Consider the following 22,958-nt stretch of genomic DNA (forward strand, 5'->3'; position numbering starts at 1 on the left):
CCGAACGCAGGCATTGCGCAGTGGGCATCCCGGCATGGATGCCGGGATAGCCGCGCTGGGCCATGGATGGCCCTTCGCGGCGGGCCCACGGAGCAATGCCGGAGTGAGGGCATGCCGAGCCTAAGCGAGGCACCGAGTGGTGGGGCAAAAGCGCTTTGGTTACTTTCGACTGGGCCGGCTTCCGGGCTTTTCGAAAGTGACCCGCTGTAAGAGCGGAACCATAAGCCGCCGTTACCGCAACAATGGATGTGTACCCAGTCAAAAACCCCGACCAACTATCAGGCCACCACCGCAAGCAAACCCACACAAGGGAAATACGCTGGCATAGCGGCCTCCACGCTAAGCCATATCACTCTGGCTGAATTCCTCGGCCAGAAAATCAATCAGCGTACGCACCGACGGCAGCAACCCGCGTCGTGAAGCAAAGATCGCATGGACGATCCCGCACTTGGGCGTCCAGCCCGGCACCAGTTCCACCAGCCGGCCGGCCGCTATGTCTTCGCGCACCACCACGGTGGGCAGGTGGGCGATGCCAATGCCGGCCAACACGGCGTGACGCAGGGCCAGCAGATCGTCGGTGACCATGCGCGGTTCATGGCGGATCAGTGCGCGGGTGCCGTCCGGGCCGAACAACTCCCACTGGTATTCACGCTGCGCCGCCCCCCAGTGCACGCTGGGCAAGCCGTTGAGGTCTGCCGGGGACGCCGGGGAAGACAAGCGCTCCAGGAACGCCGGGCTGCCCACCAGGCACTGGGTGCTGTTGCTCAGCACTTTCATGACCATGTCGGTGTTTTCCAGCGGCGGAAAGCGTACCCGCAAGGCGATATCGAACCCTTCATGGATCAGGTCCACCCGGCGGTTGGTGCTCTCGATGAACAACTCCACCCGCGGGTACTTGAGCATGTAGCGGGTCAGCATCGGCCCGACCCAACTGTTGAGCAGCGCCGTCGGGCAACTGATGCGCACCAGCCCCTGGGGCTCGGAACGGTTGCGCTCGATCACCTCTGCCGCGCTCTCGGCCTCGACCCGCATCGCCAGGCAACGCTGGTAATAGGCCTGGCCGATCTCCGTCAACGTGCAGTGGCGGCTGCTGCGATGGAGCAAGCGTACCCCGAGCCGATCTTCCAACTGGGCGATACGCCGGCTGAGCTTGGACTTTGGCATGTCCAGCGCTCGGCCCGCAGCGGCGAAACCGCGGTGCTCGACCACCTGGGTGAAGTAGTAAAGCGTGTTGAGGTCTTCGATGATCGTTCTCCAAATAGAACGCTAAGGCGGATTTTTGCAGTCTAGCGCATCAAAGGTGCCAGTTTTAATCTACACCCATCGAAACGCAACACGGATTCAAACCGGCGCTTCGGCCAGATGAGTCACCGAATAATCGCAACACCGACATTAAAAACCTTAACCACGCCGAAACCTTCGGCAACCAAAACTTAATGAGGGCTACGCCATGACCACTTCCTACAACCGTCTCGACAAAGATAACGCCGCCGTCCTGCTGGTGGACCACCAAGCCGGCCTGCTGTCCCTGGTACGCGACATCGACCCGGACCGCTTCAAGAACAACGTGCTGGCCCTGGCTGACCTGGCGAAGTACTTCCAACTGCCGACCATCCTCACCACCAGCTTCGAAACCGGCCCCAACGGCCCCTTGATGCCCGAGCTCAAGAGCCTGTTCCCGGACGCGCCGTACATCGCTCGCCCTGGCCAGATCAATGCCTGGGACAACGAAGATTTCGTCAAGGCGATCAAGGCCACCGGCAAGAAGCAACTGATCATCGCTGGCGTGGTGACTGAAGTCTGCGTGGCCTTCCCGGCACTGTCGGCCCTGGCCGAAGGCTTCGAAGTGTTCGTGGTCACCGATGCGTCCGGCACGTTCAACGAGCTGACCCGTCAATCGGCCTGGGACCGCATGTCGTCCTCCGGGGCGCAGCTGATGACCTGGTTCGGCCTGGCTTGTGAACTGCACCGCGACTGGCGCAACGACGTGGAAGGGCTGGCGACCTTGTTCTCCAACCACATCCCGGACTACCGCAACCTGATGACCAGCTACAACACGCTGACCAACGCCAAATAATCAGCAACGCGTAACCCCTGTGGGAGCGAGCTCGCTCGCGATAGCGACATGACAGTCGATGCAGCATTGACTGGTCCACCGCCATCGCGAGCAAGCTCGCTCCCACAGGTTTTTGTGGTGGTTTCTATATAGTGTTCAATCTGTGCCAATGATTTTCTGGAGACTGACCTGATGCTGATCCCCTGCCCCCATTGCAACGGGCTCAATCGCATACCCGCCGAACGCCTGGGCGACCAGCCCAAGTGCGGGCGCTGCAAGGCCCAGGTGTTATTGAGCAAGCCGTTCGAACTCAAGCAAGGCGACTACGCCAGCCAGATCAAAGGCGACCTGCCATTGCTGGTGGATGTATGGGCCGATTGGTGTGGGCCGTGCAAGTCCTTCGCGCCCGTGTTCGAACAAGCCGCCGCGCAACTGGCGGGCAAATGCCGGTTGGCCAAGCTCGACAGCGAGGCCAACCAGCAATTATCGGCGCAGTTGGGGATCCGCTCGATTCCTAGCCTGATCCTGTTCAAGAACGGCCGGGAAGTGGCGCGCCAGAGTGGGGCGCTGCCGTTGCCGCAGTTGATGGCTTGGTTGCGCAGCGAGGGGATTTGAAGCCATGAGATAACTGTGGGAGCAAAGCTTGCTCGCGATACAGACGCCGCCGTCCTCAAGAGACCGCGGCGTTTTCATCGCGGGCAAGCCCTGCTCCCACACAGTTGCTCCCACATTGGTTTTGCACAGGTCAGATTCAGGCGCTTTCCAGCAGGCTATGCAGCTCCATGAACTGCAGGGTCAGCTTGTGCCGTGGGTCGAGGTGGATCAGCGGCAGGCTGGCCTGGTGGGATTCGCGCATGCGCACCGAACTGCTCAGGTACACCGGCAATACCGGCAGCCCTTCGGCGATCAGTTCGTCGAGAATCTGCTGTGGCAGGCTGGCCCGGGCCTGAAACTGGTTGACCACGATGCCTTCGACTTCCAGGCCTTCGTTATGGTCGTCCTTGAGCTCTTCGATTTCCGCCAGCAGTCCATACAACGCCTGTCTGGAGAAGCTGTCGCAATCGAAGGGGATCAGCACCCGATCGGCGGCGATCAATGCTGAAACCGCATAGAAATTCAGTGCTGGCGGGGTGTCCAGGTAAATCCGGTCGTAATCTTCCTCCAGCTCTTCCAGCAGTTTGCGCAGCTTGTTGATCTTGTGCTTGGCCTCAAGCTTGGGCTGCAGATCCGTCAGTTCCGCCGTGGCGGTGATTACGTGCAGGTTGTCGAACGGCGTTTCGTAGATATCCACCTTGTTCTTTTTCGAGAACGGCCCGGACGACAGGGTTTGCTTGAAGAAATCGGCAATGCCCATGGGAATGTCATCGCCGGTCAAGCCAGTCAGGTATTGAGTGGAGTTGGCCTGGGCATCCAGGTCTACCAACAGCGTGCGATAGCCCTCGCTGGCGCTGACTGCCGCCAGATTGCAGGCGATGCTGGACTTGCCCACGCCACCTTTCTGATTGAACACCACACGCCGCATGTCAAAACCTCCGTGTATCAAAGATTCCCGAGTGTAGTAGGCAGCGACACCGCTTAGCTACCTTCTGCGTAGATGGACTACAGCAACAGTGGCTTTTCCAACGATTCAGGCGTCAATTCGCCCAGACCGTGACAGAAACAACCGACAGACAGGCTCATGATGATCGCGACAATGGTCAAAGCCTGGCCTTGAGCGGACCAACTCGTACATTTCGCTGGGCAAAATGTAACCAGTATTTGCTACAAGCCAATCGCACCGGGATAATGCGCGCCACTTGGGTCGCAAGGCCATGCAGGGTTGGACGCGGGTCAAACCACTGAACCGTGACAATAAAAGCCCGCAGGGGTGGGGTGAAGTTTGTGATCAATTTCAATATCGCCCAATGGCGCGCATGGGCCCCTGGGCTCGAAAGCGTGGACGATTGGCAGGCATGGAGCCGACAGCCGGTCGTATTGCCGGCCAGCGATGCCGCCCCTGACGTTTCGTTCCTGCCGGCCATGCAGCGCCGGCGCCTCAGCCGCCTGGCGCGGATGGCCTTCAGTGTTGGCTGGCCGTTGGCCGAGGGCCGGCCGGACCTACCGTTGGTCTTTATTTCCCGCCACGGCGAAACCCCGCGCACTTTTGAGATTCTCAAGGACCTGGCAGCCGACCAGCCCTTGTCGCCGACCCAATTCAGCCTGTCGGTGCACAACGCGGTGATTGGCCTGTGGTCGATCATGCGCGGCGAAACCAGCGAAATGACCGCCCTGGCCGCTACCGGCGACGGGTTGGAACACGGCGTGCTGGAGGCCGTCGCGCTGTTGAACGAAGGATCGCCTGCGGTGCTGCTGGTGATCACCGAAGAGCAACCTCCGCAAGTCTATGCACCATGGGTCGATGACGTGCCGTTTCCCTATGCCATGGGCCTGCTGCTGACCCCGGGCGATGACTGGCAATTGGATCTGTGCGCGCAGGCCGGCCAATCGCCTGGCAGCGACTGGCCCCATGCCCTGGATCTATTGCGTACGCTGCTGGACGACAAAACCACCTGCCAACATGCCTGGAAGAATCGTGTATGGACCTGGCAACGCAACCGGTGACGGGTAAACATCGCGACGCCTATTACTGGCGCCTGATCGCGACCGCCGCAAGCTTCGTCCTGTTCGGGCTGGGCGGGCTGTGCCTGCGTTTGCTGGTGTTCCCGTTGCTGGCCTGGTGGCCCGGCGATGCCCAGGCCCACCGCCAAAGGGCGCGCCGCACGGTCGGGCGGTTGTTCTGGTTCTTTATTCGGTTCATGGCCCGTACCGGCGTGCTCACCTATCAGATCGATGGCGCCGAACGACTCGGCCGCCCCGGGCAGATGATCATTGCCAACCACCCGTCGCTGATCGACGTGGTGTTCCTGATCGGGCTGGTGCGCGACGCCAACTGCGTGGTCAAGCAAAGCCTCTGGGACAACCCCTTTACCCGGGGCCCACTGCATTCGACCCAATACATCAGCAACGACGGCAGCATGGACATGCTCGATGCCGCCAGCGACGCCTTGCAAGAGGGCCAGACGTTGATCGTCTTCCCCGAAGGGACGCGCACCCAGCCAGGCCAGGTGCCGGCCTTTCATCGGGGGGCGGCGGCCATCGCCCTGCGGGGTGCGAAAATCCTCACACCCGTCACGATCAAGGTCTGCCCCACGACCCTGACCAAGGCTGAACCCTGGTATCGCATCCCCCAACGCCGTGTGCACTTCAGTTTTCATGTCGGGGCCGATATAGACCCACAGGCGTTCGCCGCGCTCGGCCCGCCTCCCCAGGCTTCGCGCAGGCTCAACGATTTTTTGCATCACTATTACATCAAGGAGCTCGCCGAAGATGAGCGATCTGCACCGTGACATCAAACAGCTGATCATCGACGCCCTCGGCCTGGAAGACATCGGCATCGACGACATTGGCGACCACCAGACTCTGTTCGGCGAAGGCCTGGGCCTGGACTCGGTGGATGCCCTGGAGCTAGGCCTGGCGATCCAGAAGGAGTACGGCATCAAGATCGATGCCGACGCCAAGGACACCCGTAACCATTTCAGCAATGTGGCAAGCCTTGCGGCCTTCGTCACTGCAAAACGCCCCTGAGACCGGATCATGCAAACTCGTGACGATATTTTCCACACCCTGCGCGATGCTCTGGTCGAGCTTTTCGAGCTGGACCCTGAGTCTGTGACGCTGGAATCGAACCTGTACCAGGACCTGGAAATCGACAGCATCGATGCGGTCGACCTGATCGACCATATCAAGCGTCAGACCGGCAAGAAAATCGCCGCCGAAGAATTCAAGTCGGTGCGCACCGTCAATGACGTGGTCGAGGCGGTTTATCGACTGGTCCAACCGGCCGCATGACCCGGCTGATTGGCCTCGGCCTGCTGCTGGCGGGCCTGCTCTACCCCTTTGCGGTGTATTTCGGCATGGAGCACTTTGCCCCGTGGCAGTTCGGGCTGCTGCTGGGCAGCCTGTGGCTGGCCCGGGCGTTGCTTGGCAAAGGTGGGGCCGGCAGCCGCTGGATGGCGGCCACGGCAATCGTGTTTTGCATATTGCTCGCGCTGTTCGACAGCCCGCTCCTGCTGCGCTGGTACCCGGTGCTGATCAGCGTGTTCATGCTCGGGCTGTTCGTGCTGAGCCTGAAATACGGCCCGCCGATGGTCGAACGCCTGGCCCGCCTGCGCGAACCGCAGTTGCCGGCCAAGGCGGTGGTGTATACGCGCCAGGTCACGGTGGCCTGGAGTGTGTTTTTCCTATGTAACGGTTTGCTCGCCGCCGCCCTGACCCTCTGGGCGCCGCTGAGCTGGTGGATGTTGTACACCGGCCTGATTTCCTACGGATTGATGGGGCTGCTGTTTGCCATTGAATGGCTCATACGACAACGGGTAAGAGGCCGCCCATGAATTGGATAACACTTGAGCAGATGCTGTTCAAGATTCAACCGGAACGCACCGTTGCGGTCGATCCGGCGCTGAATCACTCGCAACTGCGGGACGCGGCGTTGCGCCTGGCGGCCGGCCTGCAAGCCCGGGGCGTGCGGCATGTGGCGGTGCACCTGGAAGATGCCGCCGACCTGGCCGTCGCCCTGCTCGGGGCCTGGCGCGCCGGAGTCCGGGTCCTGCTTCCCGCCGACCTGCAAGCGCAGACACGCCAGCGCTGGGCGGCGGACGTGGACCTGTGGCTGACCGATCAGCCCGGCGATACGCATCCCGGCGACCTGCAACAAGCGCCGATGGACGCCGCCGAACTGGACCTCGATCACTGCTGGCTGAGCCTGTGCACCTCCGGCTCCAGCGGCGAGCCCAAACGCATCGAGAAAACCCTGCGCCAGTTAAGCAACGAGGTCCAGGCCCTGGAACACCTGTGGGGCGCCGACCTGGGCCCGGCCTGCATGATCGGCAGCGTTGCGACCCAGCACATCTACGGGTTGCTGTTCCGGGTGCTGTGGCCGCTGTGCGCAGGGCGTGCGTTCGTGCGTCGGCAATTGGCCTTCCCGGAAGACCTGCAACGTGCCAGCCGCGAGCAACCGGCCTTCGCCTGGGTCGCCAGCCCGGCGCTGCTCAAGCGCATGGGCGATAACCTCGATTGGCCGGCCTTGAGCTGCGTGCGCCGGGTGTTCTCCTCTGGCGGCGCCTTGCCCCCCGAAGCTGCGCAAAGCTTGCAGCAGCGCCTGGGGCAATGGCCGACGGAAATTTTCGGCAGTTCGGAAACCGGCGGCATTGCCTGGCGCCAGGATGGCGGATTGTGGCAACCCTTTGCCGACGTCGAGCTGAGCCAGGACAGCGACGGCGCCTTGCTGATCGCTTCGCCCTATCTGCCGGCCGGGCATGTGGAACACACCGCCGACGCGGCACGAATCGCCGAAGATGGGCGCTTTGAGCTCCTCGGGCGACTGGACCGTATCGTCAAGCTCGAAGAAAAACGCATCTCCCTGCCGATGCTCGAACAAGCGCTGGTGGCCCACGACTGGGTCAGCGAAGCGCGGCTGGGGGTGGTGCAGGAGAATCGTGCCTCCCTCGGCGCGCTGCTGGTGCTGAGCGACGCGGGCCTGCGGGCCTTGCGCAACCAGGGCCGGCGCGCCGTTACCGAGGGCCTGCGTCGGCACCTGAGCGAACATTGCGAAACCCTCGCCCTGCCACGGCGCTGGCGCTGGCTGCGGCAGTTGCCGCTCAACGCCCAGGGCAAGCTGCCCCAGGCCGAGGTCGAGGCGCTACTTATGGCGCCACGGCCCAAGGCTCCCGAAGTGTTGGAACACGTCGAAACCGACGGTGAGTGGAGCCTGCAACTGGTGGTGCCGCCAGACCTGGTGTACTTCAGCGGCCACTTCCCCACCGCGCCGGTACTGCCGGGCGTGGTGCAGGTCGATTGGGCCTTGAGCCTGGGCCGGCAATTGCTGGACCTGCCGCCCCGGTTCGTCGGCATGGAAGTGCTCAAGTTCCAGCAACTGGTGCGCCCCGGCGATGAAATCCAACTGCACCTGCGCTTCGACCGCGAGCGCGGCAAGCTGTACTTCGCCTACCGCAATGACACGGCGGCCTGCTCCAGTGGGCGGATTGTGTTGGGGGAAAACAATGCCTAGACATCTGCACAGATCACTGTGGCGAGGGAGCTTGCTCCCGCTGGGCTGCATAGGAGCTGTCGAGTGCAACGAGGCTGCGATCTTGTCCCTAGCAATTGAGTCCAAAGCGAAAGATCAAAAGATCGCAGCCTCCGGCAGCTCCTACGGCGGGAGCAAGCTCCCTCGCCACAATGGATTTGTGGAGGGCAGAAAACATGCATAACCCCTGCGCCGTCATTCCGGTCTACAACCACGAAACCGCCATCTCGGCGGTGGTCCAGGCGTTGCTCGCCAACGGACTGCCCTGCGTGCTGGTGGATGACGCCAGCAACCCGGCGTGTGCCGCCGTGCTCGATCGGCTGGCCGAGGGCGAGCGGGTTCATCTGGTCAGGCTGGCGGTCAACCAGGGCAAGGGCGGCGCGGTGATGACTGGCCTGCGCGAGGCTTCGCGCCTGGGTTTCAGCCACGCATTGCAGGTGGACGCCGACGGGCAGCACGATCTTGGCGACGTGAAAGCCTTCATCGAACAATCCCGTGCCCACCCGGACGCGGTGATCTGTGGTTATCCGCGCTACGACGCCAGTGTGCCGAAAGGTCGTCTGTACGCGCGCTACCTGACCCACGTGATGGTCTGGATCAACAGCCTGTCCCTGCAAATCCGCGATTCCATGTGCGGCTTTCGGGTCTATCCCCTGGCACCGACCCTGGCGCTGATCGACTCGGCCAATATCGGCAAGCGCATGGATTTCGATTCGGACATCCTCGTGCGCCTGGCCTGGCGCAATCAGCCAATGCACTGGTTGCACACGCGGGTGCATTACCCCCTGGACGGGGTCTCGCACTTTCGCCTGTTCCACGACAACGTGCTGATTTCCAGCATGCACACCCGGCTATTCTTCGGCATGCTCGTGCGTTTCCCCCTGATTCTCTGGCGACGGTGGCGGGCATGAGCCTTCAGGAAGACAAGCAACATTGGGCCGACCGCCAGGAGCGCGGCAGTTTCTGGCTGATGAAACTCACCGCAGTCGCCGCCAAGGTGCTCGGCCGGCGCTTGCTGACCCCGGTGCTGTACGGCATCGTCCTGTACTTCTTCATTTTTGGCCGCAGCGCCCGCCAGGCGGCCTGGCAATATCAGCAGCGCCTGGCCGACTGGAGCGCACGTCCCGAGCTGCGCCCAACCCGCTGGCGGGTGTTCGGCCAATTCATGGCGTTTGCCGACTCCCTGCTGGACAAACTCGACGTCTGGAACGGCAAGCTGAGCATCGACCAGATCGAAATCGTCGATAAGGCGCTGCTGCGCAATCACTTGCGAGACACCCGCGGGCAAATGCTGGTGGGCGCTCACCTGGGCAACCTGGAAATGTGCCGGGCCCTGGCCGAGCTGGGTGAGAAAGTCACCATGAATGTGCTGGTGCACACCAAGCACGCCGAGCAGTTCAATCGCTTGCTGGGCGAAGCCGGTGCCACGCACCTGCGGCTGATCCAGGTCAGCGAGCTGAACCCGGTGATCATGTTGCAGTTGAGCGAGCGCCTGGAGCGCGGCGAGTGGCTGGCGATTGCCGGCGACCGCGTACCGCTGCACGGCGGACGCAGCGTGACCGTGGACTTCATGGGGCTTGCGGCCGCATTCCCCCAAGGCCCCTGGCTGCTGGCCGGCCTGCTGAAATGCCCAGTCAACCTGCTGATGTGCCTCAAGCACGAGGGGCGCTATCGCATCACCCTCGAACCCTTCGCCGATGCCGTGGTGTGGAAACGCAACGACCGCGAGCAAGTGATCGCCCACTGGGCTGGCCGCTACGCCGAGCGCCTGGCGCAGTACTGCCTCCAGGGCCCCCAACAGTGGTTCAACTTTTACCCTTTCTGGAAGACCGATGACGATGCCCACTCTTGAGCCGGTAACCTTCGGCGAACGCCCCTTGCGCATCGAAGATGTGCTGGCCCTGGCCAACCGTCAGGCACCGACGCAGTTGCAGGATGACCCGGCGTTCCGCCAGCGCATCGCCAAGGGTGCGCAATTCCTCGATTCCTTGCTGGACAAGGAAGGCGTTATCTACGGCGTGACCACCGGTTACGGCGACTCCTGCGTGGTGGCCGTGCCGTTGCACCACGTCGAGGCCCTGCCGCGTCACCTGTACACGTTCCACGGCTGCGGCCTGGGCAAGCTGCTCGACGCCCAGGCCACCCGTGCGGTGCTGGCGGCGCGTCTGCAGTCGCTGTGCCACGGCGTGTCCGGGGTGCGGGTGGAACTGCTGGAACGCCTCCAGGCCTTTCTCGAACACGACATCCTGCCGCTGATTCCGGAAGAAGGCTCGGTGGGCGCCAGCGGCGACCTGACGCCGCTGTCCTATGTCGCCGCCACGCTGTCCGGCGAACGGGAAGTGATGTTCCGTGGCGAACAACGATTGGCCGCTGATGTGCACCGCGAACTGGGCTGGACCCCGCTGGTGCTGCGGCCCAAGGAGGCCCTGGCGCTGATGAACGGCACCGCCGTGATGACCGGCCTGGCCTGCCTGGCCTTCGCCCGCGCCGACTACCTGCTGCAACTGGCGACGCGCATCACCGCGCTGAACGTCGTCGCCCTGCAAGGCAACCCGGAACACTTCGACGAACGCCTGTTCGCCACCAAGCCGCACCCGGGGCAGATGCAAGTCGCCGCGTGGCTGCGCAAGGACCTGGCGATCGACGCCCCAACCGCGCCGCTGCATCGCCTCCAGGATCGCTATTCCCTGCGCTGCGCGCCCCATGTGCTTGGGGTATTGGCCGACAGCCTGGGCTGGCTGCGCGCGTTCATCGAAACCGAACTCAACAGTGCCAACGACAACCCGATCATCGACGCCGAAGCCGAGCGCGTGCTGCACGGTGGGCATTTCTATGGCGGGCATATCGCCTTCGCCATGGACAGCCTGAAGAACCTGGTGGCCAACGTCGCCGACTTGCTGGATCGCCAGCTCGCGCTGCTGGTGGACGAGCGCTACAACCATGGACTGCCAAGCAACTTGTCCGGCGCCAGCGCCGAGCGGGCGATGCTCAACCATGGCTTCAAGGCCGTGCAGATCGGCACCAGTGCCTGGACCGCCGAAGCCCTGAAAAACACCATGCCGGCCAGCGTGTTCTCGCGCTCCACCGAGTGCCACAACCAGGACAAGGTGAGCATGGGCACCATCGCCGCCCGCGATGCGATCCGCGTACTGGAGCTGACCGAACAAGTCGCCGCCGCGACCTTGCTGGCCGCCAACCAGGGCGTGTGGCTGCGCAGCCGTGCCGAAGACGCCCGCCCGCTGCCGCCGGCCCTGGCCGCCATGCACGAGCAACTGGCCGAGGATTTCCCGCCGGTGATCGAGGACCGCGCCCTGGAAGGCGAGCTGCGCCTGTGCCTGCAACGCATCGCCGACCAACACTGGAGGCTGCATGCGTAACCAAGGTGTTTTGCACGTCGACACGCAGATCGTGGTGCCATTTTTCGATGTCGATTCGATGAACGTGGTCTGGCACGGCCACTACGTCAAATATCTGGAAGTGGCCCGCTGCGCCTTGCTCGATCTGATCGGCCACAACTACAACGACATGCTCGAATCCGGCCACGCATGGCCGATCATCGACCTGCAACTGCGCTACGTGCGCAGTGCCGTGTTCGGCCAGGCCCTGACCGTGCGCGCGAGCCTGGTGGAGTGGGAAAACCGGCTGAAGATCAATTACCTGATCAGCGACGCAACCACGGGCGAGCGCTTGACCCGTGCCAGTTCGGTGCAAGTGGCCGTGGACCTCGCCAGTCGCGAAATGCTGCTGGCCTCGCCCCGGGTCTTTGTTCAAGCCGTGGAAAGGAAACTGCCATGAAGCGCCTGTCAGTCTGGCTGTTGCTGTGCTGCCTGGCGCCCCTGGCCCAGGCGTTCGACTTGCAACAGTTGAGCGACCAACTGGCCCGCCCGGAGGTGATCCACGGGCAGTTCATCCAGGAAAAACACCTGCGCGCCCTGCCCCAGCCCCTCACCAGCAAGGGACGCTTCGTGCTGGCGAAAAACCACGGGCTGCTGTGGCTGCTGCAAACCCCGCTGCAACAGGATTACCGCATCACCGCCCAGGGCATCGCCCGACGGGATGGCAACGCCTGGCAGATGCTGCCGAACAAGAGCGCCGGCGCCGAGCAGAACCGCTTGTTCCTGGCGGTATTGCAGGGCGACAGCAGTGGCTTGCAACGGGATTTCGAACTGAGCCTGTCGGGCGAGCCGCAACAATGGAAGCTCACCCTGACCCCGCGCTCGGTGCTGCTCAAACAGGTTTTCAACCAGATCAACATCGACGGCGGCGAACTGGTGCAGCGCATCGAACTGCTGGAAACCCAAGGCGACAGTACCGTGCTGCGCATGCAGGACAGCAACAGCGCACAACCCTTGAGCGAAGCGGAGCAACATGATTTTGCCGAGTGAACGGATGCTGCCCCGGCTGTTCCTGATCCTGCTGCTGGCAGTGCTCGCGCTCGCCGGTTGGCAATGGCGCAACGGCGCGCCGCTGTCGGCCAATCTCATGGAGCTGGTGCCGGGCACGTCGCCCGATGCCCTGGAGCTCGTCGCCGAACAACGCATGCAGGAGCCGCTCAACCGCGAGATGCTGGTGCTGGTCGGTCACACCGATCGCCAGCAAGCCATCGCCCTGGCGCAAACCCTCGGCGAGCAATGGCAGGCCAGCGGTCTGTTCGACAAGGTGCAGTGGACGTTGCAGGCCGACTTGCCGGCGCTGCGCGCGCAATTGCTCAACGGACGGCTGGCGATGCTCTCGGCGGCAGACCGGCAGCAATTGATCGAGCAGCCCCAGGCGTACATTCAACAACGGGTGCAGGCCCTGTTCGACCCGTTCAGCGGCTTCAGCCTGGTGCCGAACCAGGACGACTGGCTGGGCCTGACCGGGCGCATCCAGAACAGCCAGCCACAACGCGGCGCGATAAAGTTCGACATCGGCAGCGGTGCACTGGTCGCCGATGCCGACGGTAAAAGCTGGGTGATGCTGCGGGCCCGCGCCCAGGGCAACGCCTTCGACATGAACCTGCCGCTGCAAGTGGCCGAGCTGCTGCAACACAGCCGCGACCAGGCGAGCCAGGCCCAAGGTCAACTGCTGGCGGCCAGCGGCCTGCTGTACGCCGCCAGCGGCCAGCAACAGGCGTCGCGGGAAATCACCTGGGTCGGCGGTGGCGCGACCGTCGGCATCTTGCTGCTGCTGTTGCTGGCCTTCCGGCGCCTGCGCGTATGGCTGGCGTTCGTGCCGGTACTGGTGGGCGTGCTGTTTGGCGCGGTGGCCTGCGTGGCCTTGTTTGGCCGCATGCATGTCATGACCCTCGTCCTGGGTTCCAGCCTGATTGGCGTGGCCGTGGATTACCCGTTGCACTACCTGTCCAAGAGCTGGAGCCTGAAGCCATGGCGCAGCTGGCCGGCCTTGCGCCTGACCCTGCCGGGGCTGAGCCTGAGCCTTGTGACCACCTGCATCGGCTACCTGGCCCTGGCCTGGACGCCCTTCCCGGCCCTGACCCAGATCGCGATATTTTCCGCCGCCGGGCTGGTCGGCGCCTACCTGAGCGCCGTCTGCCTGCTACCGGCGCTGCTCAAGGGCGCAGAGTTGCGTCCCGCCCAATGGCCGCTCCATATCTGCCAATACCTGCTCAACGCCCGCGAAGCCCTGCTGAAACGGGTACGCACGCCGGTCCTGCTGATGTTGTTGCTGACGTTCTGCGCAGGTGGGCTCTGGCACCTGACCACGAAAAACGACATCCGCCAGTGGATCGGCACGCCCCAGCACCTTACCGACGAAGCCCGCGACATCGCGCGCATCACCGGTTTCCAGCCCACCAGCCAGTTCTTCCTGATCCGCGCCGACGATCAGTCCCAACTGCTGGAGCGCCAGACCGCCCTCAACGAGCGGCTGGATCAGTTGATCGGCCTGGAAAAGCTCCAGGGCTACCTGTCGCTGAACCAACTGGTCAGCCCGCCCGCCGAACAACAGAAAGTGCGTGAGGCCCTGGCCCGCTTGCCAGCCTTCTGGCAACCACTGCTGGACCTGGGCGTCCCGGTCGCTGCGCTGCAAGCAGAGCTGGCGCAACTACAGGCCCTGCCAGTGACCGACATTGACGCCGCGCTGGTCGGTCCGTTGTCCGAGCCGTATCGCACACTCTGGCTCGGATCAACAGCGCAAGGCGTCGCAGCGGTGGTCAGCTTGCAAGGTTTGAATGATGCGACGCTGCTGCGGGTACAGGCGGTGGATCTGCCAGGCGTACAACTGGTGGATCGCCTGGGCGACCTCAACCAAGTCTTCGCCGCCACGCAGGTCAGCGCCGCCGAGTTGAAACTGGCCTCCTGCGTGCTGATTGTGCTGGTGCTGATCTGGCCGTTTGGCGTCGGCGGCGCCTTGCGCATCGTGGCATTGCCGTTGCTGGCCGCACTGTGCAGCCTGGCGAGTCTCGGCTGGCTGGGGCAGCCACTGACCTTGTTCAGCCTGTTCGGCCTGTTGCTGGTGACGGCCATCGGCGTCGACTACGCGATCCTGATGCGCGAGCAGATCGGCGGCGCGGCCGTGAGCCTGCTGGGCACGTTCCTGGCGGCGGTCACCACCTGGCTGTCGTTCGGCCTGCTGGCGCTGTCCAGCACACCGGCGGTGAGTAACTTCGGCCTGGCGGTGAGCCTGGGGCTGGCCTTCAGCTTCCTGTTGGCGCCGTGGGCCGGACATCAAGCCCACGCGGCGACGGTCGCGGAGCCCGCCCAATGATGCCCCTGCTGTTCTGGCTCATGGCCCTGGGGCTGTTCGCAGTCGCCACACGCCTGGGTGCTCGCGTCGGGTTGATCCCGATTGTCAGCCAGTTGTTGCTGGCGACCTTCGGCCTGCCGCTGCTGATGTATTTCTGGATCGAGCCGGGCTGGCAGCTCAGCGGCGCGCAACTGGTGTCGCCGGTGTGGCTGAAGAACCTCTACAGCCTCGCGTTCGCGCTGTTGCTGGGGCACATCCTCAGCGACGTGATCGACCTGCGCCTGGACCGCCAGAGCGTGAAAATCGCCCTGCCAAGCTTCGCCGTTCCGTTCGCCTGCGGCCTGGCGACAGCGTTCTGGCTGCTGCCGCCCCAGCCCTGGATCAGCTCCCTGGCGGTGGGACTGCTGTTTGCGATCACGGCGATCCCGGTGCTGTACCTGTACCTGCGTCACATCGATTACCCACCCGCCGCCACTCGGCGACTGGTGCAAACGGCGATCCTGATCGACCTGGCCTGCTGGAGCCTGTTCGGCCTGGCTCAGGGCAGTCTCCACCTGGGCAGCCTGCTGTTGCCGTTGGCCGGCGCCTGCGTGCCGCTGCTGTTGCGCCTGGTTGGCCTGCGCCAACCGTTGCTGTACAGCGGTGTGTTTTTTGCCCTGCTGGTGGTGGCCGAGCACTATCGGCTCAATGCACTGATCGTCGGCATTGGTTATCTGCTGTGCATGGCCGCGCTCAAAGTGCCCTTGAGGCTGCCGCTCAATATCGCCTGGATGCAGGGCTTGCAGACGTACCTGGCGATCCCGCTGATCCTCACGTTCGGCATTGTGCAGATCGACGTCCACAGCGCCATGAGCAGCCTCGACTGGGTGCAATTGACGGCGTTGCTGCTGTTGCCCATTGCCAGCAAACTGCTGGGCAACTGGCTGGGCCTGGGTTGGGCCGCCGCGTCATTCGCCGGCGCCAGTCGCTGGCGCGAAAGTATCCTGCTGAACATTCGCGGCTTGAGTGAAATCGTCTTCCTCAATCTGCTCTTGCAACAACAGCTCATCAGCCCCGCGTTGTATTTCACGCTGATGCTGATGGGGCTGATCGCCACATTGCTGCCGGCCGTGACCGGTTTCCACCGTATTCCCTCGATTGCCGTCCCGGCCAGGAGCTCCAGTGCCAACAGTTGAAATGGAACATCGACAGGTCGTCATCATCGGCGCAGGCCCTTCCGGCGCCATCGCCGCCGCGCTGCTCAAGCGCAAGGGCCACGATGTGCTGGTCATCGAGCGCCAGCATTTCCCCCGGTTCTCCATCGGTGAGAGCCTGTTGTCCCATTGCCTGGATTTCGTCGAAGAAGCTGGCATGCTCGACGCGGTGAATGCCGCCGGGTTCCAGCGCAAGAACGGCGCCGCCTTTGCCTGGGGCGAGCGCTACAGCGCCTTCGATTTCGGCGATACCTTCAGCAACGGCAAGCCCACGACCTTCCAGGTACAACGCGCCGACTTCGACAAGTTGCTGGCCGACCAGGCCGCCTTGCAAGGCGTGGAAATCCGCTACGGCCAGGCGATCACCCGCGCCGACTTCAGCCTCGCCAAACCACAACTGGGCGTGCAGCGCGAAGATGGCAGCGAGTACTGTGTCGAGGCCGACTTCGTGCTCGATGCCAGCGGCTATGGCCGAGTCCTGCCGCGCCTGCTGGACCTTGAAGCCCCGTCGAATTTCCCGGTGCGCCAGGCGGTGTTCACGCACATCGAGGATCGCATCGACGCCCCGGCGTTCGATCGAGAAAAGATTCTGATCACCACCCACCCGAGCAAACGCGACGTGTGGTTCTGGACCATTCCGTTCAGCGGCGGGCGCTGCTCGGTGGGCGTGGTCGCGGCGGCGGAACATTTCGCCGGCCGCACCGACGATCTCGATGCCTGCCTGCGCGGTTTCATCGATGAAACCCAAAGCCTGGCCGGCGTGCTGCAGAACGCCGTGTGGGACACCCCGGCGCGGACCATCGGCGGCTACTCGGCCAACGTCAAGACCCTGCACGGCCCAGGCTTCGCCCTGCTGGGCAACGCTGCGGAATTCCTCGACCCGGTGTTCTCTTCCGGCGTGACCATTGCCATGCGTTCGGCGAGCATGGCCGCCGACGTGCTCCACCGTCAGTTGCAAGGTGAAAGCGTGGATTGGCAAAGCGAGTTTGCCGAGCCGCTCAAGCGCGGCGTCGACACCTTCCGCTGCTATGTCGAGGGCTGGTACGCCGGCACCTTCCAGGACGTGATTTTCTACACCGAAGGCTCGGACGACATCCGCCGCATGATCAGCTCGATCCTGGCCGGCTACGCCTGGGATCAGCGCAACCCGTTTGTCAGCGAACCCAAGCGGCGCCTGCGCATGCTCTCGGAAATCTGCGCGAGCCCGACGTCATGAGTCAGCAACCATGAGCTACCTGAGCGACAACTACGTCGAAGAAACCCGCTTCGGTTTCTGGTTCCTGCGCAGCCACACCTGGCAGCACCATGTGTTGCGCGTGGCGATCAACGACCTGCGCAGCCTGTTCAGCACCGCGCCGCCGGCCAACCCGGTGCTGCTCGACGCTGGCTGCGGCCAGGGCAAATCATTCCAGTACCTGCGCCAGGTGTTCGCGCCACAACGCCTGATCGGGGTGGATGCCGACCCCCACAGCCTGGACCTGAGCCGGGAGGAAGCCACGCGCCAGGACATGACCGTGGAACTGATCGGCAGCGACTGCGCAACGTTGGCGGTGCCGGATGGTAGCGTCGACCTGCTGTTCTGCCACCAGACCTTCCATCACCTGGTGGAGCAGGAAAAAGCCCTCGCCGAGTTCTACCGCGTACTCAAGCCCGGTGGTTACCTGATGTTCGCCGAATCCACCGAGGCCTACATCGATACCTGGGTGATCCGCTGGCTGTTCCGTCATCCCATGCACGTGCAGAAAAGTGCCGCGCAATACCTGGAGATGATCCGTGGGCAGGGTTTCCAGTTCGAAGCCCGCAACGTCTCCTACCCGTACCTGTGGTGGAGCCGCGCCAAGGACTTCGGCTTGCTGGAGCGTTTTGGCCTGCGCCGTGCCAAACCGTTCGGCGAGCGAGAGGAAACCCTGGTCAATGTGGTGGCTCGCAAGCCCGTCGAAGGGGCCATCGGATGATTCGTGCCCTGCTTATCGGCTGCCTGTTGCTGCTCAGTGCCTGCGCCAGCCATGCGCCGCTGCCCGAGCGCACGCCAACCCTGGCCTTGCCGATGCAACTGCACATCGAGCGGACAATGGCCGGCCAACGCCAGGACTGGCTGCTGGTGATCCAGCGCGAAGACGCCGGCATCCGTTGGTCGATGATGGACCCGCTGGGCATTCCCGTGGCCCGCCAGCGCCTGGTCGCGGGCCAGTGGCAGGCTGACGGCCTGCTGCCGCCCAATGCCGAGGCCCGGGAATTGTTCGCCGCGCTGTTGTTCGCCCTGACCCCCGAAGCCGAACTGCCCGACAACTACCCGGCCGCCCGGCAACAGGCGTCGCAACGGACCCTCGATAGTCGCTGGCAGGTGCGCTATACGCAGCCGCTGGACTTTGAAATGAGCCTGCCCCAAGGCCCCCGCTACCGCATCACACCGTTGACCGAGAACGCCCCATGACCGCCTATTTGAATGCCCTCGGGGTGATCTGTGCCCTGGGCCGCGACAAGCACAGCGTCGCGCGCAACCTGTTTGCCGGCGACTGCTCGGGCGTGCGTATCAAGGACGGCTGGGTCGCCGAACGTACGTTGCCGGTTGCCGCGGTGCCGGGTGAACTCGCCCCCATTCCCCCACCCCTGTTGGCGCACCGCAGCCGCAACAATCAACTGCTGCTGGAAGCCGGGCTGCAGATTCGCGCCGAGATCGACCAGGCCATCCAGACCTACGGTCGCGCCCGCATCGGCATCGTGTTGGGCACCAGCACTTCGGGGATCGATGAGGCCAGCCAGGGCATTGCCCATTACCTGCGCGAGCAACACTTCCCCGACGGCTACGACTACCAGCAACAGGAACTCAGCGCGCCGGCCAACTTTCTTTCCGACTGGCTCGGCCTGAGCGGCCCGTCCTACGTGATTTCCACGGCCTGCACCTCCAGCGCCCGCGCCTTGATGAGCGCCCGGCGCCTGCTCGACCTGGGCCTGTGCGATGCCGTGCTGTGCGGTGGCGTGGACAGCCTGTGCAAACTGACCCTCAACGGTTTTTCCGCACTGGAAGCGGTGTCGAACGAACGCTGCAATCCGTTTTCGGTGAACCGCAGCGGCATCAACATTGGCGAAGCAGCCGTGCTGTTCCTCATGACCAAGACGCCAGGCGACGGGACACCGATTGCCTTGCTCGGCGACGGTGCCAGTTCCGATGCCCACCATATTTCCGCACCTGAACCCAGTGGTCGCGGCGCTCGCCAGGCCATGGAAAAGGCCCTGCGTTGCGCCGGCCTCGAGGCCAGCCAGATCGACTACCTGAACCTGCACGGCACCGCCACGCAACACAATGACGCCATGGAAAGCCAAGCGGTGGCCGGGCTGTTTCCGGCGGGCGTGCCCTGCTCGTCCACCAAGCCCATGACCGGCCATACCCTCGGCGCGGCCGGGGCGCTGGAAGCGGCGTTCTGCTGGCTGGCCCTGAGCGCAGAAAACACTGCCCTGGCCCTGCCGCCGCATGTCTGGGACGGCCAGGCCGATCCGGCGCTGCCGGCGCTGGACTGGGTCACCGCCACCACCCGCCTGAACCCGGCCACCCCGCGCCGCCTGATGAGCAATTCATTTGCCTTCGGCGGCAACAACGCCAGCCTGATTATCGGAGACGCCCCATGATTGACTGGCCGCTCGCCGAACTGCTGCCCCATGCCGGCGACATGATCCTCATCGACCGGATCCTGTCGTTCGATGACGAACAGATCCATACCCATGTCACCGTCAAGCCCGGCGGTTTGTTCAACCGCGACGATGGCGCGCTGCCGGCTTGGGTCGGCATCGAGCTGATGGCCCAAAGCGTCGCCGCCTTTGCCGGTTGCCATGCACGCCAACGGGGTGATGCCGTGGCCCTGGGCTTTTTGCTCGGCACCCGCAAGTTCGAATGCAACGTCGAGTGTTTTCCCGCCGGCACCGAACTGACCATCCATGGCGTGCGCTCCCTGGAAGACGACAACGGCATGGGCGTGTTCGAATGCCACATCCACGCCCCCGGCATCCATGCCACGGCCCGGCTCAACGTATTCCGTCCGCCCCAGGCCGCCCATTACCTTCATGAACCGTCCGCAACAGGAAACCCGTCATGACTGAATCCGTACTGGTCACCGGCTCCAGCCGTGGCATCGGCCGCGCCATCGCCCTGCGCCTGGCCCAGGCCGGGCACGACATCGTGCTGCACTGCCGCAGCGGCCGCGCCGAGGCCGAGACGGTCCAGGCGCAAATCCAGGCCCTGGGCCGCAACGCCCGGGTGCTGCAATTCGACGTGGCCGACCGTGCCGCGTGCAAGGCCATTCTCGAAGCCGATGTCGAAACCCACGGCGCCTATTACGGCGTGGTGCTCAACGCCGGCCTGACCCGCGACGGTGCCTTCCCGGCCCTGAGCGAAGACGACTGGGATGTGGTGATGCGCACCAACCTCGACGGTTTCTACAACGTGCTGCATCCGGTGATGATGCCGATGATCCGTCGTCGCGCCGCTGGACGGATCGTCTGCATCACCTCGGTTTCCGGACTGATCGGCAATCGCGGCCAGGTCAACTACAGCGCCTCGAAGGCCGGTTTGATCGGCGCGGCCAAGGCGTTGGCAATCGAGCTGGGCAAGCGCAAGATCACCGTCAATTGCGTCGCGCCAGGCCTGATCGACACCGCCATGCTCGATGAAAACGTACCCGTGGAAGAACTGATGAAGATGATCCCCGCCCAGCGCATGGGCACCCCGGAAGAAGTGGCGGGTGCGGTGAATTTCCTGATGTCCGCCGAAGCCGGCTACATCACCCGGCAGGTCTTGGCCGTCAACGGAGGCTTGTGCTGATGAAGCGCGTCGTCGTCACCGGCATGGCCGGTATCACCTCCATAGGCAGCGACTGGGAGACCATTGCCGCCAACTTCGCCGCCAACCGCAGCGGCATCCGGCGCATGGATGAGTGGGACCGTTTCACCGAACTGAACACCCGCCTGGCCGGGCCCATCGACGACTTCCAGGTCCCGGCCCACTGGACCCGCAAGCAACTGCGCAGCATGGGCCGGGTTTCGCGCCTGGCGGTCGCGTCGGCGGAACGGGCCCTGACCGACGCCGGCCTGCTGGGCGACGAGTCGATCAAGGACGGGCGCATGGGCGTGTCCTGCGGTTCGTCCACCGGCAGCACCGACGAGATCAAGGCCTTTGGCAACATGCTGCTCAACAGCGTGGCCGAAGGGCTGAACGCCAACTCCTACGTGCGGATGATGCCCCACACCACGGCGGCCAATATCAGCATCTTCTTCGGCCTGACCGGGCGCCTGATCCCCACCTCCAGTGCCTGCACCAGCGGCAGCCATGGCATCGGCTATGCCTACGAGGCCATCAAGTTCGGGCGCCTGCCGTTGATGCTCGCCGGTGGCGCCGAAGAGCTGTGCCCGACCGAAGCGATGGTCTTCGATGCGCTCTACGCCACCAGCCTGAAAAACGAAGCACCGCAAACCAGCCCGCGCCCCTACGACAAGGACCGCGACGGTTTGGTGATCGGTGAAGGCGCCGGCATGCTCGTGCTTGAAGAACTGGAACACGCCCTGGCCCGTGGCGCACGGATCCATGCCGAGATCGTCGGCTTTGGCAGCAACGCCGACGGCCAGCACGCCACCCGCCCCGAACTGCTCACCATGCGCCGGGCCATGGAACTGGCCCTGGAAGATGCCGGCCTCGAACCTTCGGCCATCGGATACGTCAACGGCCACGGCACCGCCACCGAACAGGGCGACATTGCCGAAACCCTGGCCACCAGCAGCCTGTTCGGCGAACACATGCCCATCAGCTCACAGAAGAGTTTCCTCGGCCACACCCTGGGTGCCTGCGGGGCGCTGGAGTCCTGGTTCAGCATCGAAATGATGAACCGCGACCTCTACGTGCACACCTTCAACCTCGATCAGGTTGATCCCCAATGTGGCAAGCTCGATTACCTGCGTAACGAGTTCAGGTCGATGAGCAACGAATACGTGATGAACAACAACTTCGCCTTTGGTGGGGTCAACACCTCGCTGATTTTCCGCCGCTGGCACTGAATCGGATTCAAAACCCTGCTGCCCCTCGTCAAGGAGACCATGATGTCGTTGAAAAAAATCGCTGTGACCGCCGCCCTGTTGCTCAGCACCCTGCCAAGCCTCAGCCAGGCCCGTGATACCGCGCTGTTCCTGCCGTTCGACAAAGTCGTCGCCGAAGCCATCCGCACCGGCAAAATCGACGGCAGCGTGAAGTTCTACCTGGCCGGCAACAAACCAGCCGGCAACGTCACCGTGGTCAGCCCTGGCGCGGTGACCAACAAGAAAACCAACGCCTTCAACAAATCCGATGAAGTAGCCTGCGAATGGGTCCTGCAATCAGCCCTGATCAGCCTGCACCAGGCCGCCAAGAACGCCGGCGCCAACGCCGTCACCAACATCGTCAGCTTCTACAAGAGCAACGAACGCAAGGACTCCACCACCTACGAATGCCACGCCGGCGCGATCATGGCGGGTGTTGCGTTGAAAGGGGATTTGGCGAAGGTGCAATAAAAAAAGCGCCTGTTGAGCCATTAGAGATGCCTGACGACTAATGCCAGGCCATCAAACACCCTCATGTGGGAGCTGAGCTTGTGGGAGCAAGGCTTGCCCGCGATGCAAACACCTCGGTCTAGCGGATAGACCCAGGCGATGCCATCGCGAGCAAGCTCAGCTCCCACTGGGCTTGATGGTGTACCCAGATATTGCAAACACCAAAGATCCACTGCGGAAGCGAGCCTGCTCGCGATAGCGGTGGGTCAGCGCCGGTGATGTTGGCTGTGCCGCCGTCATCGCGAGCAAGCTCGGCTCCCACAGGGTTGGGTGGTGTACCCAGATATTACAAACACCAACGATCCACTGTGGGAGCGAGCTTGCTCGC

General features: G+C 63.7%; 25 protein-coding genes. 23 read left to right on the forward strand and 2 right to left on the reverse strand.

Annotation, left to right across the window (positions count from 1 at the left end):
* Positions 1-339 precede the first annotated feature (339 nt).
* Positions 340-1,245, reverse strand: a complete 906-nt coding sequence (locus AB4Z20_RS27105; RefSeq protein WP_253478381.1) for a LysR substrate-binding domain-containing protein — start codon at positions 1,243-1,245, stop codon at positions 340-342.
* 205 nt (positions 1,246-1,450) lie between these two features.
* Here AB4Z20_RS27105 and ycaC point away from each other — a divergent pair, with 205 nt between their 5' ends.
* Together ycaC and trxC are read left to right on the forward strand one after the other, a co-directional pair.
* Entirely contained in the window at positions 1,451-2,077 is a 627-nt protein-coding gene (gene ycaC / locus AB4Z20_RS27110; RefSeq protein WP_014336221.1) for an isochorismate family cysteine hydrolase YcaC, read from the forward strand.
* 171 nt (positions 2,078-2,248) lie between these two features.
* Entirely contained in the window at positions 2,249-2,671 is a 423-nt protein-coding gene (trxC, locus tag AB4Z20_RS27115) for a thioredoxin TrxC (protein ID WP_253471160.1), read from the forward strand.
* Between the two features lie 136 nt (positions 2,672-2,807).
* Here the strand turns inward: trxC and AB4Z20_RS27120 are convergent, their stop codons facing one another.
* The gene (locus tag AB4Z20_RS27120) at positions 2,808-3,578 is read right to left on the reverse strand and encodes a ParA family protein (protein WP_003197050.1); all 771 of its coding nucleotides are present in this window, start codon (positions 3,576-3,578) and stop codon (positions 2,808-2,810) included.
* A gap of 359 nt (positions 3,579-3,937) precedes the next feature.
* Between AB4Z20_RS27120 and AB4Z20_RS27125 the strand changes: the two genes are divergently transcribed.
* The 21 genes from AB4Z20_RS27125 (at position 3,938) to AB4Z20_RS27225 (ending at position 22,591) form a co-directional block, all read left to right on the forward strand.
* Positions 3,938-4,657, forward strand: coding sequence for a beta-ketoacyl synthase chain length factor (locus AB4Z20_RS27125; RefSeq protein WP_013692103.1), 720 nt, complete (start codon positions 3,938-3,940; stop codon positions 4,655-4,657).
* Complete coding sequence (locus AB4Z20_RS27130; RefSeq protein ID WP_253471158.1) at positions 4,633-5,442, forward strand: lysophospholipid acyltransferase family protein; 810 nt, start codon at positions 4,633-4,635, stop codon at positions 5,440-5,442. The genes AB4Z20_RS27125 and AB4Z20_RS27130 overlap by 25 nt, the downstream gene beginning before the upstream one ends.
* Positions 5,423-5,680 (forward strand): phosphopantetheine-binding protein, encoded by a 258-nt coding sequence (locus AB4Z20_RS27135; protein WP_014336216.1) that lies wholly within the window; start codon positions 5,423-5,425, stop codon positions 5,678-5,680. Before AB4Z20_RS27130 ends, AB4Z20_RS27135 begins: the two co-directional genes overlap by 20 nt.
* Positions 5,681-5,689: 9 nt before the next feature.
* Positions 5,690-5,944 carry an acyl carrier protein gene (locus AB4Z20_RS27140; protein WP_214511519.1) on the forward strand — a complete coding sequence of 85 codons (255 nt, stop codon included), beginning with the start codon at positions 5,690-5,692 and terminating at the stop codon, positions 5,942-5,944.
* Positions 5,941-6,486, forward strand: coding sequence for a hypothetical protein (locus AB4Z20_RS27145; RefSeq protein ID WP_253471156.1), 546 nt, complete (start codon positions 5,941-5,943; stop codon positions 6,484-6,486). The genes AB4Z20_RS27140 and AB4Z20_RS27145 overlap by 4 nt, the downstream gene beginning before the upstream one ends.
* The gene (locus AB4Z20_RS27150) at positions 6,483-8,162 is read left to right on the forward strand and encodes an AMP-binding protein (protein ID WP_253471154.1); all 1,680 of its coding nucleotides are present in this window, start codon (positions 6,483-6,485) and stop codon (positions 8,160-8,162) included. Before AB4Z20_RS27145 ends, AB4Z20_RS27150 begins: the two co-directional genes overlap by 4 nt.
* A gap of 194 nt (positions 8,163-8,356) precedes the next feature.
* On the forward strand, positions 8,357-9,091 hold the full coding sequence (locus tag AB4Z20_RS27155; protein WP_253471152.1) for a glycosyltransferase family 2 protein: 735 nt from the start codon (positions 8,357-8,359) through the stop codon (positions 9,089-9,091).
* Positions 9,088-10,032, forward strand: coding sequence for an LpxL/LpxP family acyltransferase (locus AB4Z20_RS27160; RefSeq protein ID WP_253471150.1), 945 nt, complete (start codon positions 9,088-9,090; stop codon positions 10,030-10,032). Before AB4Z20_RS27155 ends, AB4Z20_RS27160 begins: the two co-directional genes overlap by 4 nt.
* Positions 10,013-11,557 carry an HAL/PAL/TAL family ammonia-lyase gene (locus AB4Z20_RS27165; protein ID WP_214511524.1) on the forward strand — a complete coding sequence of 515 codons (1,545 nt, stop codon included), beginning with the start codon at positions 10,013-10,015 and terminating at the stop codon, positions 11,555-11,557. Before AB4Z20_RS27160 ends, AB4Z20_RS27165 begins: the two co-directional genes overlap by 20 nt.
* Positions 11,550-11,975, forward strand: coding sequence for an acyl-CoA thioesterase (locus AB4Z20_RS27170; protein WP_176688744.1), 426 nt, complete (start codon positions 11,550-11,552; stop codon positions 11,973-11,975). Before AB4Z20_RS27165 ends, AB4Z20_RS27170 begins: the two co-directional genes overlap by 8 nt.
* Complete coding sequence (locus AB4Z20_RS27175; RefSeq protein ID WP_214511525.1) at positions 11,972-12,565, forward strand: outer membrane lipoprotein carrier protein LolA; 594 nt, start codon at positions 11,972-11,974, stop codon at positions 12,563-12,565. The genes AB4Z20_RS27170 and AB4Z20_RS27175 overlap by 4 nt, the downstream gene beginning before the upstream one ends.
* On the forward strand, positions 12,549-14,888 hold the full coding sequence (locus AB4Z20_RS27180) for an MMPL family transporter (RefSeq protein WP_442091097.1): 2,340 nt from the start codon (positions 12,549-12,551) through the stop codon (positions 14,886-14,888). Before AB4Z20_RS27175 ends, AB4Z20_RS27180 begins: the two co-directional genes overlap by 17 nt.
* Positions 14,885-16,042 (forward strand): sodium:proton antiporter, encoded by a 1,158-nt coding sequence (locus AB4Z20_RS27185; protein ID WP_320389804.1) that lies wholly within the window; start codon positions 14,885-14,887, stop codon positions 16,040-16,042. Before AB4Z20_RS27180 ends, AB4Z20_RS27185 begins: the two co-directional genes overlap by 4 nt.
* On the forward strand, positions 16,029-17,276 hold the full coding sequence (locus tag AB4Z20_RS27190) for an NAD(P)/FAD-dependent oxidoreductase (protein ID WP_253471142.1): 1,248 nt from the start codon (positions 16,029-16,031) through the stop codon (positions 17,274-17,276). Before AB4Z20_RS27185 ends, AB4Z20_RS27190 begins: the two co-directional genes overlap by 14 nt.
* Positions 17,277-17,286: 10 nt before the next feature.
* On the forward strand, positions 17,287-18,015 hold the full coding sequence (locus AB4Z20_RS27195; RefSeq protein ID WP_442091099.1) for a class I SAM-dependent methyltransferase: 729 nt from the start codon (positions 17,287-17,289) through the stop codon (positions 18,013-18,015).
* A complete protein-coding gene (locus tag AB4Z20_RS27200; RefSeq protein ID WP_253471138.1) occupies positions 18,012-18,494 on the forward strand; it encodes a DUF3261 domain-containing protein in 483 nt (160 codons plus the stop codon). The genes AB4Z20_RS27195 and AB4Z20_RS27200 overlap by 4 nt, the downstream gene beginning before the upstream one ends.
* Complete coding sequence (locus tag AB4Z20_RS27205) at positions 18,491-19,687, forward strand: beta-ketoacyl-[acyl-carrier-protein] synthase family protein (protein ID WP_253471136.1); 1,197 nt, start codon at positions 18,491-18,493, stop codon at positions 19,685-19,687. The genes AB4Z20_RS27200 and AB4Z20_RS27205 overlap by 4 nt, the downstream gene beginning before the upstream one ends.
* Entirely contained in the window at positions 19,684-20,151 is a 468-nt protein-coding gene (locus AB4Z20_RS27210; RefSeq protein WP_253471134.1) for a hotdog family protein, read from the forward strand. The genes AB4Z20_RS27205 and AB4Z20_RS27210 overlap by 4 nt, the downstream gene beginning before the upstream one ends.
* On the forward strand, positions 20,148-20,876 hold the full coding sequence (gene fabG / locus AB4Z20_RS27215; RefSeq protein WP_003197011.1) for a 3-oxoacyl-ACP reductase FabG: 729 nt from the start codon (positions 20,148-20,150) through the stop codon (positions 20,874-20,876). The genes AB4Z20_RS27210 and fabG overlap by 4 nt, the downstream gene beginning before the upstream one ends.
* Positions 20,876-22,102 carry a beta-ketoacyl-ACP synthase gene (locus AB4Z20_RS27220; RefSeq protein ID WP_253471132.1) on the forward strand — a complete coding sequence of 409 codons (1,227 nt, stop codon included), beginning with the start codon at positions 20,876-20,878 and terminating at the stop codon, positions 22,100-22,102. Before fabG ends, AB4Z20_RS27220 begins: the two co-directional genes overlap by 1 nt.
* Positions 22,103-22,144: 42 nt before the next feature.
* On the forward strand, positions 22,145-22,591 hold the full coding sequence (locus AB4Z20_RS27225; protein WP_258690238.1) for an excinuclease: 447 nt from the start codon (positions 22,145-22,147) through the stop codon (positions 22,589-22,591).
* The last annotated feature ends 367 nt before the right edge of the window (positions 22,592-22,958 follow it).

Origin of the sequence: Pseudomonas sp. KB_12, assembly GCF_052114545.1 — a bacterium.
Lineage (GTDB): Bacteria > Pseudomonadota > Gammaproteobacteria > Pseudomonadales > Pseudomonadaceae > Aquipseudomonas > Aquipseudomonas brassicacearum.

Coding starts and splice junctions, on each gene's coding strand:
- ycaC (WP_014336221.1), top strand. CDS start 1,451: ATGACCACTTCCTACAACCGTCTCGACAAAGATAACGCCGCCGTCCTG.
- trxC (WP_253471160.1), top strand. CDS start 2,249: ATGCTGATCCCCTGCCCCCATTGCAACGGGCTCAATCGCATACCCGCC.
- AB4Z20_RS27120 (WP_003197050.1), bottom strand. CDS start 3,578: ATGCGGCGTGTGGTGTTCAATCAGAAAGGTGGCGTGGGCAAGTCCAGC.
- AB4Z20_RS27130 (WP_253471158.1), top strand. CDS start 4,633: ATGGACCTGGCAACGCAACCGGTGACGGGTAAACATCGCGACGCCTAT.
- AB4Z20_RS27135 (WP_014336216.1), top strand. CDS start 5,423: ATGAGCGATCTGCACCGTGACATCAAACAGCTGATCATCGACGCCCTC.
- AB4Z20_RS27140 (WP_214511519.1), top strand. CDS start 5,690: ATGCAAACTCGTGACGATATTTTCCACACCCTGCGCGATGCTCTGGTC.
- AB4Z20_RS27145 (WP_253471156.1), top strand. CDS start 5,941: ATGACCCGGCTGATTGGCCTCGGCCTGCTGCTGGCGGGCCTGCTCTAC.
- AB4Z20_RS27150 (WP_253471154.1), top strand. CDS start 6,483: ATGAATTGGATAACACTTGAGCAGATGCTGTTCAAGATTCAACCGGAA.
- AB4Z20_RS27155 (WP_253471152.1), top strand. CDS start 8,357: ATGCATAACCCCTGCGCCGTCATTCCGGTCTACAACCACGAAACCGCC.
- AB4Z20_RS27160 (WP_253471150.1), top strand. CDS start 9,088: ATGAGCCTTCAGGAAGACAAGCAACATTGGGCCGACCGCCAGGAGCGC.
- AB4Z20_RS27165 (WP_214511524.1), top strand. CDS start 10,013: ATGACGATGCCCACTCTTGAGCCGGTAACCTTCGGCGAACGCCCCTTG.
- AB4Z20_RS27170 (WP_176688744.1), top strand. CDS start 11,550: ATGCGTAACCAAGGTGTTTTGCACGTCGACACGCAGATCGTGGTGCCA.
- AB4Z20_RS27175 (WP_214511525.1), top strand. CDS start 11,972: ATGAAGCGCCTGTCAGTCTGGCTGTTGCTGTGCTGCCTGGCGCCCCTG.
- AB4Z20_RS27180 (WP_442091097.1), top strand. CDS start 12,549: ATGATTTTGCCGAGTGAACGGATGCTGCCCCGGCTGTTCCTGATCCTG.
- AB4Z20_RS27185 (WP_320389804.1), top strand. CDS start 14,885: ATGATGCCCCTGCTGTTCTGGCTCATGGCCCTGGGGCTGTTCGCAGTC.
- AB4Z20_RS27195 (WP_442091099.1), top strand. CDS start 17,287: ATGAGCTACCTGAGCGACAACTACGTCGAAGAAACCCGCTTCGGTTTC.
- AB4Z20_RS27200 (WP_253471138.1), top strand. CDS start 18,012: ATGATTCGTGCCCTGCTTATCGGCTGCCTGTTGCTGCTCAGTGCCTGC.
- AB4Z20_RS27205 (WP_253471136.1), top strand. CDS start 18,491: ATGACCGCCTATTTGAATGCCCTCGGGGTGATCTGTGCCCTGGGCCGC.
- AB4Z20_RS27210 (WP_253471134.1), top strand. CDS start 19,684: ATGATTGACTGGCCGCTCGCCGAACTGCTGCCCCATGCCGGCGACATG.
- fabG (WP_003197011.1), top strand. CDS start 20,148: ATGACTGAATCCGTACTGGTCACCGGCTCCAGCCGTGGCATCGGCCGC.
- AB4Z20_RS27220 (WP_253471132.1), top strand. CDS start 20,876: ATGAAGCGCGTCGTCGTCACCGGCATGGCCGGTATCACCTCCATAGGC.
- AB4Z20_RS27225 (WP_258690238.1), top strand. CDS start 22,145: ATGTCGTTGAAAAAAATCGCTGTGACCGCCGCCCTGTTGCTCAGCACC.